Here is a 14,674-nt window from a genome sequence, read left to right as displayed (position 1 = left end):
AAATCAGCTGAAAAACTTTAATAAAATACTGTTAAGTTTTGAATAAAAAAATTAACTAGGAGAATTGATTCTATATATTTGCAAATCTAGCACTACAAAAAAATGATTTTTACAAAAAAGGCAAATATACTACAAATACTCCTGCTATTATTGGTTTTGAGTTCTTGTAAACAAAAGAATACAGCAGAAGCAAAAGCAGTCTTAAAGAAACCGATTGAGACAACACTAATAATACAACAAGGTCCAAAACTTACGGCCGCCTATATTAAGTCAAAAAAGAATTCCATACTCAATTATTATAATAAAACCTGGCCTCGTGAAAGTGCAAATGGGGGTTTTCTTGTGGCAAAAAACGGGCAGATTATTTACGAAAAATATGAAGGCTTAGCCAATTATAAAGAAAAATCAGCAATGACCAGCACAACTTCACTTCATATTGCCTCGGTAAGCAAAGTGATTACTGCCACTGCAGTATTGAAATTAGTAAGTGCAAAAAAAATATATTTAGACCAAAAGGTAACTACCCTTTTAAAAGAGTTTCCTTATCCTGATGTTACCATCAGAACCTTATTGAACCATAGAACCGGAATGCGTAATTATGCCTATTTTACAGAAAAAAAAGGTATCTGGGACCGACACAAAATCTTAAGCAATCAGGACATATTGACGATTATGGCCACAAAGGATATTGATCTGGAATTTAAAACAAATACCCGATTCAGCTATTGCAATACAAATTATGCCATGTTGGCATTGATTATTGAAAAAGTGACTGGTTTAGCATACAAAGACGCCATGAAAGAAATTGTTTTCAAACCATTGGGAATGACAAACACCTATGTCTTTGATTACGAAAAGAACAAGTTAACAGCAACACCATCCTATAAAAGAAATTTCACTAAGGTCAATTTGGATTATTTAGATGCGATATACGGAGATAAGAATATCTTTTCTACACCCCGGGACCTATTGAAATTTGATAATGGCAGGAATTCTTCAAAGTTCCTGAATCCGAAGTTATTAAAAGAAGCCTATATAGCCTATAGCAATGAGTATAAAGGCACAAAAAATTATGGCTTGGGTATTCGAATGATTAATTGGCCAACAGGGAAAAACTTCTATTTTCATAATGGTTGGTGGCATGGTAACACAGCGTCCTACGTTACGCTGCCAGAAGAAAAGGTCACTATCATTGCTTTATCGAATAAATACGACAAGAGAATCTATAAGGTTCGAAAATTGGCCGCTTTGTTTGGGGACTATCCGTTTCATTTAGATGACAACGAAAAAGAGGAATGATATTTGATGTTTAATATAATGAATGCAGATAGCAGATTTTAGTTAAAATTGAATACATTTGCAAACTCAAATTAATTTTTGAGCTAGAATAAAAAAGGGGTCGACTGGTTTTGACAGCAAGTCGAATTGAATAGTAAGCACGTAGAGAACTGGGACAATTCTCGTAAATAAAAGGTCCCACAACACTTACACGGCGAAGGAAACTACGCTCTTGCTGCATAATCTGAATCATAGTAAGATTAGCCTCGTTCCTATCAGATAGGAAAGCAGGATTTACCTCGAAAGCTTTGGTTTATAGCGGTCGATAAAGGTGAATCGTAAATTTAAACCTAGATTTCCATAAGCTTCGGGTGGACTTTGAAACAAAGAAGATAAGTCTTGTGCGACTGTTTCTGGTCAAACACAAGGTCGAAAATTCAATCAGGAAATAAACGTGTAGAAAGCTTTTTAGTTGCTTGTTTGGACCCGGGTTCGATTCCCGGCGACTCCACTTAAAAAAACCGTATTCACCTACTAAATACGCGCTTACGGTTTTTTATTTCTCTAATTTGTACGGTTTTTGTATTGCTAGGTTTTGATTTACTTTCAAAGTGATATAATTAACTAAATAAATGTTTTTTTCTTAGCTTCACATTTTGCACGTTTTACACTTATCTACTGAATTAAATAGAAAGTTTCTCTTTGAAAATCAGTATCAATCAGTTAACTGAGTTAAATAAAATATTAATATTTTAAGTTGTATAACAGCTAGTCAGACAATTAAAAAAGATTAATTAATTAAAATTTCCTGTATGAGTTGTCTATTTCGCTCTACTTTAGACTAAAATTGATTTTTACACGTGCGTCAGATAGGGACATAATCAATGTAAATCAATTAATTGATTCTCTACACGTTCATTCGTCTAGTCAAATAATCGGATAAATTCATTAATGATTCTATAAACTTGCGTTCGCAAGGTGAATATTTCAACATACGATATTACACGTAGTGCGATATGATTTTTAAAATATACCCTCACACGTATAGGTCTGATTTTAATTGATATAAGTTGATTAATCAATCTTGAAATAACGATGAACTACACTTCTATTCATTATCAGTTTAAGGCTTGCCTTTAGTTGGCTTCTTAAACAAAAAAGAGGGTTACCGTATTGGCTGCCCTCTTTCTATTCATAATTAACTTCATATTATAAAATGAACCTCAAAATAACTCGGATGAGTTTGGGGGTGATCCGCATCTTTCATAACAATTTCATTAGAAAAAACTTGAAAAGTAAAAGAATTAGTTACGTAATAAGTCGGTGTTCCATTATCGTTATCGATTAATGCTTGAATAGAAATATAATAAATATCGTTTACTATTTTCGACACAACATACTGGTTTGCTTTACCATCTGTCATGATAATTATATCCTTACCCGTTATGTTTATAGTAATTGGATTCGTTAATGTATAATCTTCTCTAATCCCATCGTTTATAGTGTAGTATTTTAATGATTGATAAGTTGTGTTTGTGGGTGCCGTTTCATTATTAGAGCACGAAGTAAAAAAAGCAAAGAATAATAGCAAAGTTAATTTTTTCATTTCTATAAAATTTTATGTTTAATAAATTATTGTTTAATCTTCCCAGCCACATAAACTGTAACCTCTACTTTTAGCATTGGTTAAACTTACCTTAGAAATGGTATGTGTACATCTAATAAGCCCTCTACAATTTTGAGAATAATGATACTTTGATGCTGTATTACTGACACAAATATAAATATCACTTGCTGTTAAGGTTTTGAATCCGTGTAAAGTAGGTAAAGTAGTAATGCCTAAAATAATAATTAACTTTTTCATTTAGTGCTTTTCTTTATATTGTTGACTAAATTCGTTTTGCAATTTAGTAGTATGTGGAATATTAAAACTGAGAAACCTTAGATAATACGTTTGTATTTATTCGTCCACACTATGACTGCCTGTGATTTTTAAATCTTTATCCATTGAAACAATGTCATCGTAAATCATTAATGCACCAAATGAATTGTTGGCTCTATATTTATGGCTAATTGTATAGTATAGAAATTTGTCTTTTGGTTCATTGTCAAATTGTTCGTGACTTACCCCTCTGTCTTCATACGTTTTGATTTTTTTTGCAACCGTTACTGTATCTAAAACTGCAATAGATATTTTTTCATAACTACTCGGGTCTTTAAAAGAAGTTTGAACATAATTTGAAATACTTTTCTCTACTGGAGTTTCCTTGTTGCAACTTACAACTGATAATAAAACCAATCCTACGACTAATGCCTTTTTCATTTTATAAAGTTTAAATTAAGAAGATTATAAATTAAGTCTTTTATACTTTAGTTCACAATACCTACTTTTAGTGATATTTAGGTTCGAATAAGTTTACTATCTTAATGGTATGAATAAAATGAAACTCTACGAATTTTTAAGACTTTCAGAAGTAGAACAATACAATCCGGTTTGGTCTTTTGGTGTTCACGTTGATACGCATATCAAAGATAATATAGCCATTAACCTGTATTCGATTAATGACTTTTACTGTGAGGTGTATTATGAAATGAAAACAAATAAAATCCCCTATAAACAGGTATTCAAACAAGGCGCTCGGTTGGATAAATATCTTGATAGGATTAAAATATAAAAAAAGAGCAACTGTTTTAGGTTACTCTTTTAGGGGATTATTTGTTTTAGGTGGTATTTTAATTTTCTAAAATTTATTTTGTGTAAGTTTCAACGAGAGTTCCTTCTCCTGAAATAACACTTTTCAATATCAATTTTGACGACGATAATTCTATAATTTGGTATTGAGTAATTTCGTTTACTGGGTCAGAACTGTCCCAAGTTACCTTTAAAACATTATCAGTAAGAGTATAAGCACCATTCTCAATTGCATCTGGACCAAAAGTTGTATTTGATGTAGGGTTTTTATAATAGAATTTCGTTCTTGCCAATGGGTTAAATTCAATTTTATAAGAAGAACTAACGGTTTGACCGTTTAATTCAGCAGTATTTAATAACCAAGTAGCCTCTAATTGAGTTTTGTTTATAGAGGCAATGTCCATATTATCATCACTTGTGGAACAAGAAAAAGTTAAAAGTGTAACTGCAATTAAAACAATAATGTTTTTCATTTTTTTTAGGTTTAGATTAGTAATAACGAAGTACCGCTATTGTTATTAACAATGCAATACCCACATTTAGTGATATTTAAAGTGAATCATAGATTTATTCATAGAGTTTTAATTCTGGCACAATGGTCTTAAATGTTTTTCAGTAAGCGTTTAATTTATCTGTCAACGAGGTTATATTCTTTGTATATTAGTGTCGATAGTTCGTAAGAAAAAACAAGTGTATTTGAAGATAAATAAAGCCCAAAAAGTCTTCGTCAACCTACTTTAATTTGGTGATATAGGTGAGGGTCCGTTCTGCCAAAACACTCGTTTTCATAACTTGTAAAAAAGACTAGAGATACTGGAACCTAAGATAAAATAATAAACATGACAACACAGAAAATAGAGGTATTGAAAAGTTGTATACTAAAAAATCACATGGATAATTTACAATTCAAGATTGATGAGGTCCTTTCAATATGTGATTCAGAAATTGAAGAGCTTATGCTTTTACAATTATTTGATTACTTTCAAAACTATGGAAAAGTTAAAACCCAAGACATGTCTCGTTTTTCAGAAGTTGAATTTATTGAAGAAGAAATATGTCTTGGAGATCCAGATAGTCCAATTACAGAAAACGAAAAAACTAGATTAGAAAATAAAATTAAAAAATATAACTATAGATTCGATAGAGGTTTTTACTATAAAAACATAGGATTTAAAGTTAAGCTTAATTTTAGTGAACCTTTATCTTTAAGTTCTATCGCTGGAAATCCCATAATAGATAATATTATAACTCGAGAATTTGCAATTTACCCTCAATCAGAAGTGACAATAGCTAAAACCAACTATAGAATAGATATCGCAATTATTTTGAATAGAGAACAAAATGAAAAAATAATAGATACTCGAAAAATCGCTTTAGAATGTGATGGTTATGATTATCATTCTAGTGCAATACAAAAAATGAATGATGATAAGAGAACTAGAAAATTGAAAATAAATGGCTGGAAAGACGTTTTTAGATATTCTGGAAAGGAGATTTACCAAGTTCGTGACATTGGTGAAGTTCATTACAAGTTTGAAGAAATTATCACAATGCTAATGATATAAACAGAACATCTCACCTTAACAGCTGTCAATAGACAATTAATTTTATATTTTGTAAATCAGAAAAATGAGCTTAATTTTTGGATTTATCTTTTGTTTAAGTACTTAAACCGCTATTTTTTATGTACAAGACCGTTATGGGCATTTTGATTCATTTATTAATGCTTCGGCAATTGGTATATCGGCACCAGCTAATTTCCAGTTGAGTAAATCGCTAACTTCGACCCATTCATAAGAATCATGATCTGTCATTACAAAACTGGCTTTAATTAACGTACATTCAATCGCAATAAGTTTGACAACAAAATCTGGGTAACTATGTATAACATTAGTTAAATGATTATGCATCTCTACCTCCATTCCAAGTTCTTCTAATAATTCACGTTTTAAAGCGCTTTTAGGTGATTCGTTGGATTCAATTTTTCCTCCCGGAAACTCCCAAAAACCGCCAAGATATTTTCCTGTTTTTCTTTTACAGATTAACACCTTGTTATTTCTTGATATAATGCCACAAACAACCTCTACCATATTACTGTCAATTTTTTTCTATGTCTTTCTAAATATATTTTATTTTTAGCAGTAAGGTTTTCTATTTTTTCACTTCCATCTACACCAATTTTTGAAAACTCTATCTTACTCAAAGCTTTTGATAAAATTATAAACCCGTTATCATCAAAAGAAATATAATGCCTATCAAATAAAGCGTCATAGACTGGCGACAGAAGTATTCCATTATCTACATCTAACCTTTCAGCATTATTTGACTCTCGCCATGGAACAATGTGCGAAGCAATTAGAACTTCTTTTATTCTAGATCCATTCACTGCACATTTAAAACCCCATCTTGTAAGAATCCTTCGTCTGTACTCTCCTTGCCCAACTCGAGAGGTGACTAATCCTTTTCGAGATGTTTTATCAGGAATTTTATAATCAGAATCATTATTTGAATCGTAATTATTGGATACAGAAATTTGATCATTTTTTATCTTGAATAAACCTATAAGTTTTTCACCAATCTCTTGACTTAACTCATAGAGATACCCCTGATTTGCCTTAACTTTTAGTTCTCCATCTTTTTTAATAGCATTTAATGGACCATATTTTGAAGGTAAAAGGTCAGCTATTTTGTTGTGTATTTGGAGAGCACTTATCGGCTTATCTAATAGATAATATTCAGCATCTGCCATAAACCCTTCATCTTCCCATTCTACGTTTGGACTAAATTCTTCAGGTTGTGGTGCCAAATAGCTTTTTGATTTAATTATGCAATAACCAATTACATAACCTTTTCGATAGTTAAAGATTAAATCTTTTGGTCGAAGTTTTTTCATATTAGTCCAATAGAAAAAAGTTTTACCACCACTGTTTTCGACAGGAGCCCATAAGTACCCACCTTCTTTTTCTTCTTTGTAAGTCTTACCTTGATTTACCCAATAGAACATAATATTTTTTTTATTGATTTTGATTCAAATTATTGTTGCCTATAACTTCATGTCACTTAGCGAGGATGTGGACTTTTAAAAACGTGTGTTTTCACCTGAACGATGATATGATAAAAAACGTTAATTCCACTGAATTTGCAAATGGATACAGATGTGTGTTGGCAGTAGTATTTAATTATAATATTCTATTTCTCTTTGAATAATAAATTTAGGTACTTCATCTACGTAATCTATTCGTTGAATCCAATTTTCATTTTTGTCAAATTGATATTTATGATACTCATGACTTATTAATCTTTCGTTTGTTTCGTAACTTTTTAATTCCAATAAGTTTCCATTGATATCGTAATTCGCATAAGTTTTAAAATTTGGTATTCCTAAGTTATATCCACTCCATTCAATCTGGTTACCATTGTCATCATATTTGTAAATATAATTTAACAATGGCTCATTTCCAGGAATATGGTAATACCATTCAGTGCTTTTATTTTGGTCATTATGTTTAAAAGTCCATCTAGTAGAAAAAGATTCACTTCCACTTATCTGCTCTATACCATAATAGTTTTCTTCTATTTTATTTCCTTTATCATCATATTTATTAGTCTCTTTAGAATTTAAGTTGCCATCTGAATTATAATAGTTTTTTTCTGTCATATTTCCTTTATCATCAAATTTGATAAGGTATTTCCATTTTAAAATATTATTAGAGTCATAAATATTTTTTTCAATCTCGTTTCCTTTTTCATCAAATTTATTAATATATTTTTCGTACAAACTTCCATCTGAACTATAAATAATAGTTTCAATATTATTTCCATTATTGTTGAATTTTTTTAGGAAATCTTGATGTAAAATATCTCCTTTTATTTCACCTTTTGATACTTTTCCAAATTTATCATGTGCTACATAGGAAATCTCTCTAATCGATTTAGCTTTGCCAAAGATTTTTTCTTCCTCTAGGCTATTTTTCTTGTTTTCAATAGAACAACTAAAAAATATTAGGACAAATAAAGTGTAGATTATTTTTTTCATTATTACAGTTTTAGGATAAAGGTTTTATTGTCGATTTCGATAGGACTCTTCTGTCTTTTTTACTTATTCTATATTACCGCCAACGTTTTGCCGCTTTGAGATGATGGGTGGTTCGTAACCTTTCAATTTGCTGAGTCCATTTAATACTATAATTATCAAATGTGCTACGCACGATTAAGCTTGTAAAAAGAAATCAAATTAAAGCTAATAAATTAACTAATGCAATACCCACATTTAGTGACATTTAGACTAAAATAAGTTTTCTATATTCGAAGCGACAAAGAGAACAAAGTCTCTTAATTTTTCAGCTTTTAATTGTATTGTTTTAGTAAAGCAGAGAATGAATCTACTGAATGTTTTTAGAGAAATATTTTTAAGTTTAGTGTGGAAAAAATCATTGTCGAAGGTCATAGAAGTAACCTCTTTTTTTCTTGCTAAGGGTGTGGGGTGTCTTTTTGGCTCATTTCTATGTGCGTATTGTTCTAAATATGTTGTTTTAATAATATGGTGTAAGCCTAATAAGACAATAAGTTTATCTTTTGAGGTTGATGAATTATAAATGATTAGCATCATAATTTCACTTAAAATCAATCAAAATCTAATTCAGGAACACATACACCACTTTTGGTTTCCTCACTGCTTCCTCACTGTTAATATGGAAATAGTCAGTGCTAAAAAATATATTGAGACGCAGGAAATAAATAGAAAAATATTATTAACAATTCTGTCGTGTGTAAATTTCAAATAATTAAAAAAGATTATTAATGATGGAATACGCTTCCTTTAGATAGTACGGTATTGTAATATATTATATTACAAAATATGTAAAATGGTTTTGTTTTTTGTTCACGTGGTGGCGATACCTATTTTATTTAATAATATTCTATTTCTCTTTCTAATATGTACAATGGTTTATTGTCATTGCTAAATACGATACACTTAATCCAATTATTCTTTTCATCATAGTCATATTTAGTGGATGTTTTCGAGTTTACACCGCCGTCTGAATTATGTGAATTAAATTGAATTCTATTGTCTTTATCGTCATATTTAGTAGATTCTTTTAAGGATATACTGCCATCTGAATTATACCAAGTCGATGACACTGCATTACCTCTATCGTCGTATTTAGGACTAATAATCATAAATAAACTGCCATCTGGGTTATACCATTTCCATTCAGTTTCATTTCCATTATCATCATATTTAAAAGTCCATTTAGTACTTAAACTACCGTCTGATTTATAAGAATTGGATTCAATTTTATTATTTTTATTGTCATACTTTATGCTGTCTTTGAAATATAAATTAGCTACGGAATTATAATGATTCCAAACAATTAAATTGCCTTTATCGTCGTATTTAGGAGTGCCTTTAAGACTTAAACTACCATCTGAATTATACTCATTACTTTCGATTATGTTATCTATATTGTCATATTTAATAGTCGTTTTGGAACTTAAACTACCATCTGAATAATACTCATTACTTTCAGTTGTATTTCCTTTTTCATTGTACTTAATAAAGTAAAAATCTGCTACATCACTCTCTGCTCCTTTTTTTTCTCCTTTACTAATTTCTCCAAATTTCTCCACTGCAACAAAATAAAATCCTTTTACAGATTTGACATTTCCTTTTAGGTTTTTTACCATTAGGCTGTTTTTTTGATTGTTTTGAGAGGTACAACTAAATAAAACTAATAATAAATACAACGATATTTTAAATTTCATATTAATGTTTTTATCTTTTAAAAAATATTGATTTCAATTATTTATCAACTTCCTTTTGTAATTTACCATTTCTCTTCAGCTACTTTGTTTTGAATGGAACTTGCGTATGGCAGGATGTTTTCATTGAAATATTTTTCGATTTCAGTTTTGGCATCTTCCATTTTTAATTCTCCATCTTTCTTCTAGATGTAAAAATTCATACCACTACCAGTAAAATAAAGAGGGTATTTAGCATCATTATAGATTGATAATTCAATTATTTCGTGTTTTACTTTGCCATCTTTAAAACTTAACTCTACTGTATATTTTGTATTAAAAGTTATTTTAGTCAAACCGCTTTTTACTAATATAAAAGTAGGTGCAAATGTGACAAATTTTAAATATTCCCAATCAATTTTTCCCTTTATTACGTCTTCAGGACTTTTGTAGTTCTTGTTTATGAATTTTACAGATTCATCAAATAATTGTTTTACCGTTTTGTCTTCAGACTGTATTACTACAAACTATTTTTCAGTACTATTTTCTATACTTCTTAATCCATTTGGTGTGACTGTAAGTTTTTGAGCAAAGGTTGAGGTACAAGTTGTAATTAATACCAATAATAATGTTTTTTTCATTTATGTAAGATTTTAAGTAAAACAGGAATCCTATTTCGTTAACAATTCTATTTCATTTCTACTTAATGCAGCTTCAATATTGATACAAAAATAATTTGTAAAAAGGTAATAAGCACCATCTTGTTCTTTGAAGAATTTTATTAGTTGTCTTTTAAATGCTGCCCTACTATCGGCCTGATATAATGGTTCGTTAAAATTATTAATTACTTGGACATATTTAAATTTCCCATTTTCATTAGAACCTTCTTTGATTAAGATTTGCATATCAACTTTTAAGGTATCGCCTTGTATTGTGATATAAGGTTCTTTACTTTTTTTTGCAAGTGAAATACTTTTTCCTTGAGAAAAACCTATGACAGGTATTAAAAGTAAAGTGAGTATAATTTTTTTCATTTTTTTTAAAATTGTTTCGTTGAAAAGTATACTATTTAGATTCACAGCACAATACCCACTTTTAGTGATATTTCATAAAAAAACCGCTCATCTCTGAACGGTTATATTTCTATTATTCTACAGAACTATCAATATATTTCCAATTTTTAATTTCCAAATCATCATCTTCATTGCTTCCAATATATTTTAGGTAACAGAAAAATGTAACTGGAACTTTAACTCCAAATCCGTTTTTTGTAGTTGCTTTAATATGCACAAAATAGATTGAATCGTTGGGACTATATTCGGTTCTAGACATTGAGTAATCCAAATCTAGTTCGTCTGGATATTTTATGTTTGGTTTCAAATAGAATTCTTTTGCAACAGTGAAAGCTGATCCCTTATGATCTAAACTGTCTTTTTTATTTGAACAACTAACAATACTAAATATAAGTATAGCTACTAATGTTTTTTTTTTCATTCCTCTTTTATGGATTAATATTTTTATAAAGGTAGGAATTATACCATTTTTAGCAATACCCACTTTTAGTTATATTTAGGTTAAAATAAATTTTCTATATTTAACGTATGCGTAAAAAGAAACTGCCTTATTTTGTTAGGTACATTAGGTACTCTCTCAATTGTATCTTTAATCTATTTTTTCCAGCGGGAATTGAATATTATGAATTTACAACAGGGTTTAAAAGAGTTTTTTTTACGTTTACTATTGAAAAATTATTGTGGAAGGTTAGAGGATTGCCTTCCTGTTTTCTTGCTATGGGGGTGGGGGTATCCTTTTGACTCTTTCTTACGCGTGTATTGTTTTAAACATGGGATTGTAATAACACATTATTAACCTCAGTGAGATAATAAGTTTACTTGTTGGAGTTTAATCAAACAAATGACTTTTTTCATAAATTCAAATAATAATCTGCCAAATCATAACCGCTTTCAAAGTCTGTTCGCTCTATCAGGTCACTAACCGCAATTTTAAAACCTATTGCGTTTAACTCGTTAGCTTTCTTTAACCAATTGTTGAACTCTCCTTTGTCAGGATAAGAAACAATATTTCTTTTTTTAATTGGTTTAAGCATCTCAAATTTAAAATTTCCTTTGCTTCCTGTGGCAAGCCAAATGTAATGAGGTAATAAAACACTCATTACAATTGCGGTCTTTTCACTCTCTACAATTGCAATCGTTTTTTGATAGTCTTCATTAATACGATGCAAACCAAACAAACATTGATTAAGGTTAAAATAAGGCTCGCTGGTGGCTTTATGTAGCCAGTTAATGCGATTGCAAGGTTCTTTTATTCTTTTGCCTGTATACGTATCGTATTGCATTATTTTACAAGCGTGAATTTGTTCTTTATCATCAATTTGCCAAAATGCGGTTGAATTACTCCAAAAATAATTTGTACCCGAAATGAAATAATTTTGCATCGCATCTGAAACCTTATCTATAGGAAACCTAAATTTTAAATACTCAGTCAAATTATCGATTGTTGGATTTACACAATACATATTATTTAATAATTCCAAAGAATGAAAACTAAATATTTCTTGTGGAGGTTGTACCACTTCTTTGACTTCATTTACAAAATTTGACACATTAGAATAAAAATATTTTACCTCATTGACTGCATATTGAATCCTACTATTTTTTAAAAACCATTCTGTTATCCAGCAATCATTTTTTGTTTGCTCCAGTATTTGTGATTTTGGGACTATCAAAACAATCCCAAACTCATCAGTTAATCGACACGCTTTATCTGAAATACTTTTTAATGATAATGTTGGTATGAAATAACATTTTTGCCCTTTTGGCGGTGCTTTGTGATAATTACAGTTTTGCTCCCTGTCACACTTCCCGAAGTCATCCGTTAAATAATTTCCTGTATCAGTTTCAATGTACTTTACAAATGTCTTCTTGGTGCAATTAGGACAAAGAAACTTCTTACTTCCCTTGTCCAATGTATATTTAAAAACCTCCATTAAATAAAACTTCTATCAGTAGTTACGTAAGCCACATTACCCACGTTTAAGCGATTTACAAATATTTTATAATGATTTAGTCGCTGTATAAATTTCGTCTTTCCTACGGATCTATAACCGTCTTCAATACAAAAGCTTTTATACTGTGGATACAATAACGAAATCAAAACATATTCGTTTGTTGACTTTTTATAATCACATTCACTAATAAATAATTGCACACTATCACTTTGTTTTTCGTAATCGCTTCGGGCGTTGTCTATCGCTTCACATTTACTGAAATTCTTTTGCTCCAGTACCCTGTCCAATCCTTGCAAAATCCAGTTGAAAACTCCCGACAATTCGTTTTGAATTATTTTGTTTGGCAATTGCTTGTCCTGTTTGTCTTCGGGAATAGTTACATCAAAACCAATAATTAAAAACCGTCTGAAATAAGCGTTTGTATGCTCTACGTCTTTTGGCAACTCATTACAATTGAAAATTAACTTTGCGTATTCATTTAGTATAAAAGGCTCTCCATAGGGCAAACGTGCTTCAATTGGTTCTCCCGAAGCCATTTGTTTAAAAATATCGGTTTCCAGTTTGCCGTTTATCTCGCTCGCATAGTTTACCAGCTTATCACCTATTTTGGCACGAAAATAACCGTTATCATTAGTCAAGCTTTGCAAAGAGTAGTTGCTTATGTTATCAGTCCCCAAAAGGGCGTTAAGTACCTCAAAAAACACACTCTTGCCATTTGCACCCGTTCCGTATAGAATAAGCATCTTCTCAAGTTTTAAAACACTTGGTTTAATAAAAATGTAACCGCAAAACTCAGCAAATACTTTTTGTTTGTCCTTGTCGGGCAAAACCTCATCTAAATACTTTTGAAATAGCGGTGCGGTTGCTTCGGACTCATACTCAAACGGCAATTGGTGTGTAATAAAATCTTTTTGATCAAAATTTCGTAAACCTCTTTTTTTGGGTGTTATCTCAAAAGTTCCGTTTTGCAAATTGATTAAAACACAATCTTTTTTTGTCTTTGGTGTAGGCAAATAAGCATCTGCCATAAACTGCTTAAACAAATCTTCTTTGAAGGTGTGAATTTTGCCTTTGAATTTCTCAACTCCCATTTGTAAAGCTACATTACCCAAAAAGAATTGAAAACGCTCTTTGTCTATCTCAGTCCAGTAACTGCCATTATACAAATAAATGAAACCGTTTTTTTTACACAATCCCCATTTATTGACTTCGGCAATTTTAAGAAGTTGCTCAATGCAAAGGATTAAATAATGATTCTTGGATAATTTAAAACTTCTTAACTGCTTTCCTAACTTTTGAAATTCAGTTTGTTGATTTTCGGACAAATCCCCTCCTTTTAAAAGAATAGATTCTAAAATATTATACTGTTTTTGAATGTCTTCACTATCAGGAAACGCCAGTATCTGAAAATCTATAGTACCGATACTTTTTATCAGTTCCTGTAGAATATCATTAGTTGTTTTTTGATACAATTCTAAACCATCTGTAAGCTTTACAATATCGTTTGTAATAAGCTTTTTGAAATTTTCATTTTCCATTACTCAAAAAGGTTTAATTGTCTTGATTTTGTTTTTAATAAACGTTCAAACTCTTGCGGATTAGTACTAATTTCATGCGCAAAATGTTTAGTAAACGGACAAACAACCTCATCAATAGACTGCACTAAAGTACCGTTCTTCTCAAATGACCTTTTGTATCTGCATCCTCCTTCTATTGGAATGTTTAACGCAGTACAAAGAGCTTTTTTAGTAGTTGTAACATATCTTAATGCTATAAAAAATAATGCGTCTTCAGAATAATATTTTTTAAGTTCAAAAACACTTTTTCCACTTCCTTTTTCAACCTGATTAACAATGAATTGTAATGTTAAATTCTTATCTTTACCTTGTTCTAATCCATTAAAATCAAAGCTTTGTGTATTTGCGGTACTCATA

16 protein-coding genes and 1 other RNA gene are annotated in these 14,674 nt (G+C 30.3%); 4 read left to right on the top strand and 13 right to left on the bottom strand.

All coding sequences use genetic code 11. The features are described 5' to 3' along the window. Nucleotides 1–102: 102 nt before the first annotated feature. A complete protein-coding gene (locus tag CXF59_RS01145; RefSeq protein ID WP_101135885.1) occupies nt 103–1,299 on the top strand; it encodes a serine hydrolase in 1,197 nt (398 codons plus the stop codon). 96 nt (nt 1,300–1,395) lie between these two features. After that, nucleotides 1,396–1,792: a transfer-messenger RNA gene (gene ssrA / locus CXF59_RS01140) on the top strand. Between the two features lie 690 nt (nt 1,793–2,482). On the opposite strand, the gene CXF59_RS01135 is transcribed toward ssrA, so the two are convergent. The 3 genes from CXF59_RS01135 to CXF59_RS01125 form a co-directional block, all read right to left on the bottom strand. Next, a complete protein-coding gene (locus CXF59_RS01135; protein ID WP_101135884.1) occupies nt 2,483–2,884 on the bottom strand; it encodes a hypothetical protein in 402 nt (133 codons plus the stop codon). A 33-nt stretch (nt 2,885–2,917) separates the two neighbouring features. Next, nucleotides 2,918–3,142, bottom strand: a complete 225-nt coding sequence (locus CXF59_RS01130; protein ID WP_232758556.1) for a hypothetical protein — start codon at nt 3,140–3,142, stop codon at nt 2,918–2,920. A gap of 96 nt (nt 3,143–3,238) precedes the next feature. Continuing rightward, the gene (locus tag CXF59_RS01125) at nt 3,239–3,601 is read right to left on the bottom strand and encodes a hypothetical protein (protein WP_101135883.1); all 363 of its coding nucleotides are present in this window, start codon (nt 3,599–3,601) and stop codon (nt 3,239–3,241) included. Between the two features lie 118 nt (nt 3,602–3,719). Here CXF59_RS01125 and CXF59_RS01120 point away from each other — a divergent pair, with 118 nt between their 5' ends. Further along, nucleotides 3,720–3,953, top strand: coding sequence for a hypothetical protein (locus CXF59_RS01120; RefSeq protein WP_157824492.1), 234 nt, complete (start codon nt 3,720–3,722; stop codon nt 3,951–3,953). 73 nt (nt 3,954–4,026) lie between these two features. On the opposite strand, the gene CXF59_RS01115 is transcribed toward CXF59_RS01120, so the two are convergent. Further along, nucleotides 4,027–4,443 carry a lipocalin family protein gene (locus tag CXF59_RS01115; RefSeq protein WP_101135881.1) on the bottom strand — a complete coding sequence of 139 codons (417 nt, stop codon included), beginning with the start codon at nt 4,441–4,443 and terminating at the stop codon, nt 4,027–4,029. Nucleotides 4,444–4,809: 366 nt separating this feature from the next. Here CXF59_RS01115 and CXF59_RS01110 point away from each other — a divergent pair, with 366 nt between their 5' ends. Then, nucleotides 4,810–5,535 (top strand): hypothetical protein, encoded by a 726-nt coding sequence (locus tag CXF59_RS01110; RefSeq protein ID WP_157824491.1) that lies wholly within the window; start codon nt 4,810–4,812, stop codon nt 5,533–5,535. A 132-nt stretch (nt 5,536–5,667) separates the two neighbouring features. On the opposite strand, the gene CXF59_RS01105 is transcribed toward CXF59_RS01110, so the two are convergent. The 9 genes from CXF59_RS01105 to CXF59_RS01060 all read right to left on the bottom strand — a co-directional run bounded on the left by CXF59_RS01105 (nt 5,668) and on the right by CXF59_RS01060 (nt 14,673). Further along, on the bottom strand, nt 5,668–6,060 hold the full coding sequence (locus CXF59_RS01105) for a (deoxy)nucleoside triphosphate pyrophosphohydrolase (protein ID WP_101135879.1): 393 nt from the start codon (nt 6,058–6,060) through the stop codon (nt 5,668–5,670). Beyond that, nucleotides 6,054–6,974 (bottom strand): HNH endonuclease, encoded by a 921-nt coding sequence (locus tag CXF59_RS01100; protein ID WP_101135878.1) that lies wholly within the window; start codon nt 6,972–6,974, stop codon nt 6,054–6,056. The genes CXF59_RS01105 and CXF59_RS01100 overlap by 7 nt, the downstream gene beginning before the upstream one ends. Nucleotides 6,975–7,145: 171 nt before the next feature. After that, nucleotides 7,146–8,006 (bottom strand): hypothetical protein, encoded by an 861-nt coding sequence (locus tag CXF59_RS01095; RefSeq protein ID WP_101135877.1) that lies wholly within the window; start codon nt 8,004–8,006, stop codon nt 7,146–7,148. An 872-nt stretch (nt 8,007–8,878) separates the two neighbouring features. Continuing rightward, nucleotides 8,879–9,736 carry a hypothetical protein gene (locus tag CXF59_RS01085; protein WP_101135875.1) on the bottom strand — a complete coding sequence of 286 codons (858 nt, stop codon included), beginning with the start codon at nt 9,734–9,736 and terminating at the stop codon, nt 8,879–8,881. Between the two features lie 647 nt (nt 9,737–10,383). Continuing rightward, nucleotides 10,384–10,746: a hypothetical protein gene (locus CXF59_RS01080; protein WP_101135874.1), complete on the bottom strand. Its 363-nt coding sequence runs from the start codon at nt 10,744–10,746 to the stop codon at nt 10,384–10,386. 112 nt (nt 10,747–10,858) lie between these two features. Further along, nucleotides 10,859–11,269 carry a hypothetical protein gene (locus tag CXF59_RS01075; protein WP_101135873.1) on the bottom strand — a complete coding sequence of 137 codons (411 nt, stop codon included), beginning with the start codon at nt 11,267–11,269 and terminating at the stop codon, nt 10,859–10,861. 367 nt (nt 11,270–11,636) lie between these two features. Then, complete coding sequence (locus CXF59_RS01070; RefSeq protein WP_101135872.1) at nt 11,637–12,719, bottom strand: DUF6371 domain-containing protein; 1,083 nt, start codon at nt 12,717–12,719, stop codon at nt 11,637–11,639. Then, entirely contained in the window at nt 12,719–14,278 is a 1,560-nt protein-coding gene (locus CXF59_RS01065; protein ID WP_101135871.1) for a phage/plasmid primase, P4 family, read from the bottom strand. The genes CXF59_RS01070 and CXF59_RS01065 overlap by 1 nt, the downstream gene beginning before the upstream one ends. Beyond that, nucleotides 14,278–14,673 (bottom strand): hypothetical protein, encoded by a 396-nt coding sequence (locus tag CXF59_RS01060; protein ID WP_101135870.1) that lies wholly within the window; start codon nt 14,671–14,673, stop codon nt 14,278–14,280. The genes CXF59_RS01065 and CXF59_RS01060 overlap by 1 nt, the downstream gene beginning before the upstream one ends. Nucleotide 14,674: the final 1 nt, after the last annotated feature.

The organism is Flavobacterium sp. ALD4, assembly GCF_002836475.1.
GTDB lineage: Bacteria > Bacteroidota > Bacteroidia > Flavobacteriales > Flavobacteriaceae > Flavobacterium.
Note: the sequence above shows the minus strand (reverse complement) of the source record. Positions and strands in the feature narration are given on the sequence as shown.

Coding starts and splice junctions, on each gene's coding strand:
- CXF59_RS01120 (WP_157824492.1), top strand. CDS start 3,720: ATGAAACTCTACGAATTTTTAAGACTTTCAGAAGTAGAACAATACAAT.
- CXF59_RS01070 (WP_101135872.1), bottom strand. CDS start 12,719: ATGGAGGTTTTTAAATATACATTGGACAAGGGAAGTAAGAAGTTTCTT.
- CXF59_RS01110 (WP_157824491.1), top strand. CDS start 4,810: ATGACAACACAGAAAATAGAGGTATTGAAAAGTTGTATACTAAAAAAT.
- CXF59_RS01100 (WP_101135878.1), bottom strand. CDS start 6,974: ATGTTCTATTGGGTAAATCAAGGTAAGACTTACAAAGAAGAAAAAGAA.
- CXF59_RS01115 (WP_101135881.1), bottom strand. CDS start 4,443: ATGAAAAACATTATTGTTTTAATTGCAGTTACACTTTTAACTTTTTCT.
- CXF59_RS01065 (WP_101135871.1), bottom strand. CDS start 14,278: ATGGAAAATGAAAATTTCAAAAAGCTTATTACAAACGATATTGTAAAG.
- CXF59_RS01060 (WP_101135870.1), bottom strand. CDS start 14,673: ATGAGTACCGCAAATACACAAAGCTTTGATTTTAATGGATTAGAACAA.
- CXF59_RS01105 (WP_101135879.1), bottom strand. CDS start 6,060: ATGGTAGAGGTTGTTTGTGGCATTATATCAAGAAATAACAAGGTGTTA.
- CXF59_RS01080 (WP_101135874.1), bottom strand. CDS start 10,746: ATGAAAAAAATTATACTCACTTTACTTTTAATACCTGTCATAGGTTTT.
- CXF59_RS01135 (WP_101135884.1), bottom strand. CDS start 2,884: ATGAAAAAATTAACTTTGCTATTATTCTTTGCTTTTTTTACTTCGTGC.
- CXF59_RS01095 (WP_101135877.1), bottom strand. CDS start 8,006: ATGAAAAAAATAATCTACACTTTATTTGTCCTAATATTTTTTAGTTGT.
- CXF59_RS01130 (WP_232758556.1), bottom strand. CDS start 3,142: ATGAAAAAGTTAATTATTATTTTAGGCATTACTACTTTACCTACTTTA.
- CXF59_RS01125 (WP_101135883.1), bottom strand. CDS start 3,601: ATGAAAAAGGCATTAGTCGTAGGATTGGTTTTATTATCAGTTGTAAGT.
- CXF59_RS01145 (WP_101135885.1), top strand. CDS start 103: ATGATTTTTACAAAAAAGGCAAATATACTACAAATACTCCTGCTATTA.
- CXF59_RS01085 (WP_101135875.1), bottom strand. CDS start 9,736: ATGAAATTTAAAATATCGTTGTATTTATTATTAGTTTTATTTAGTTGT.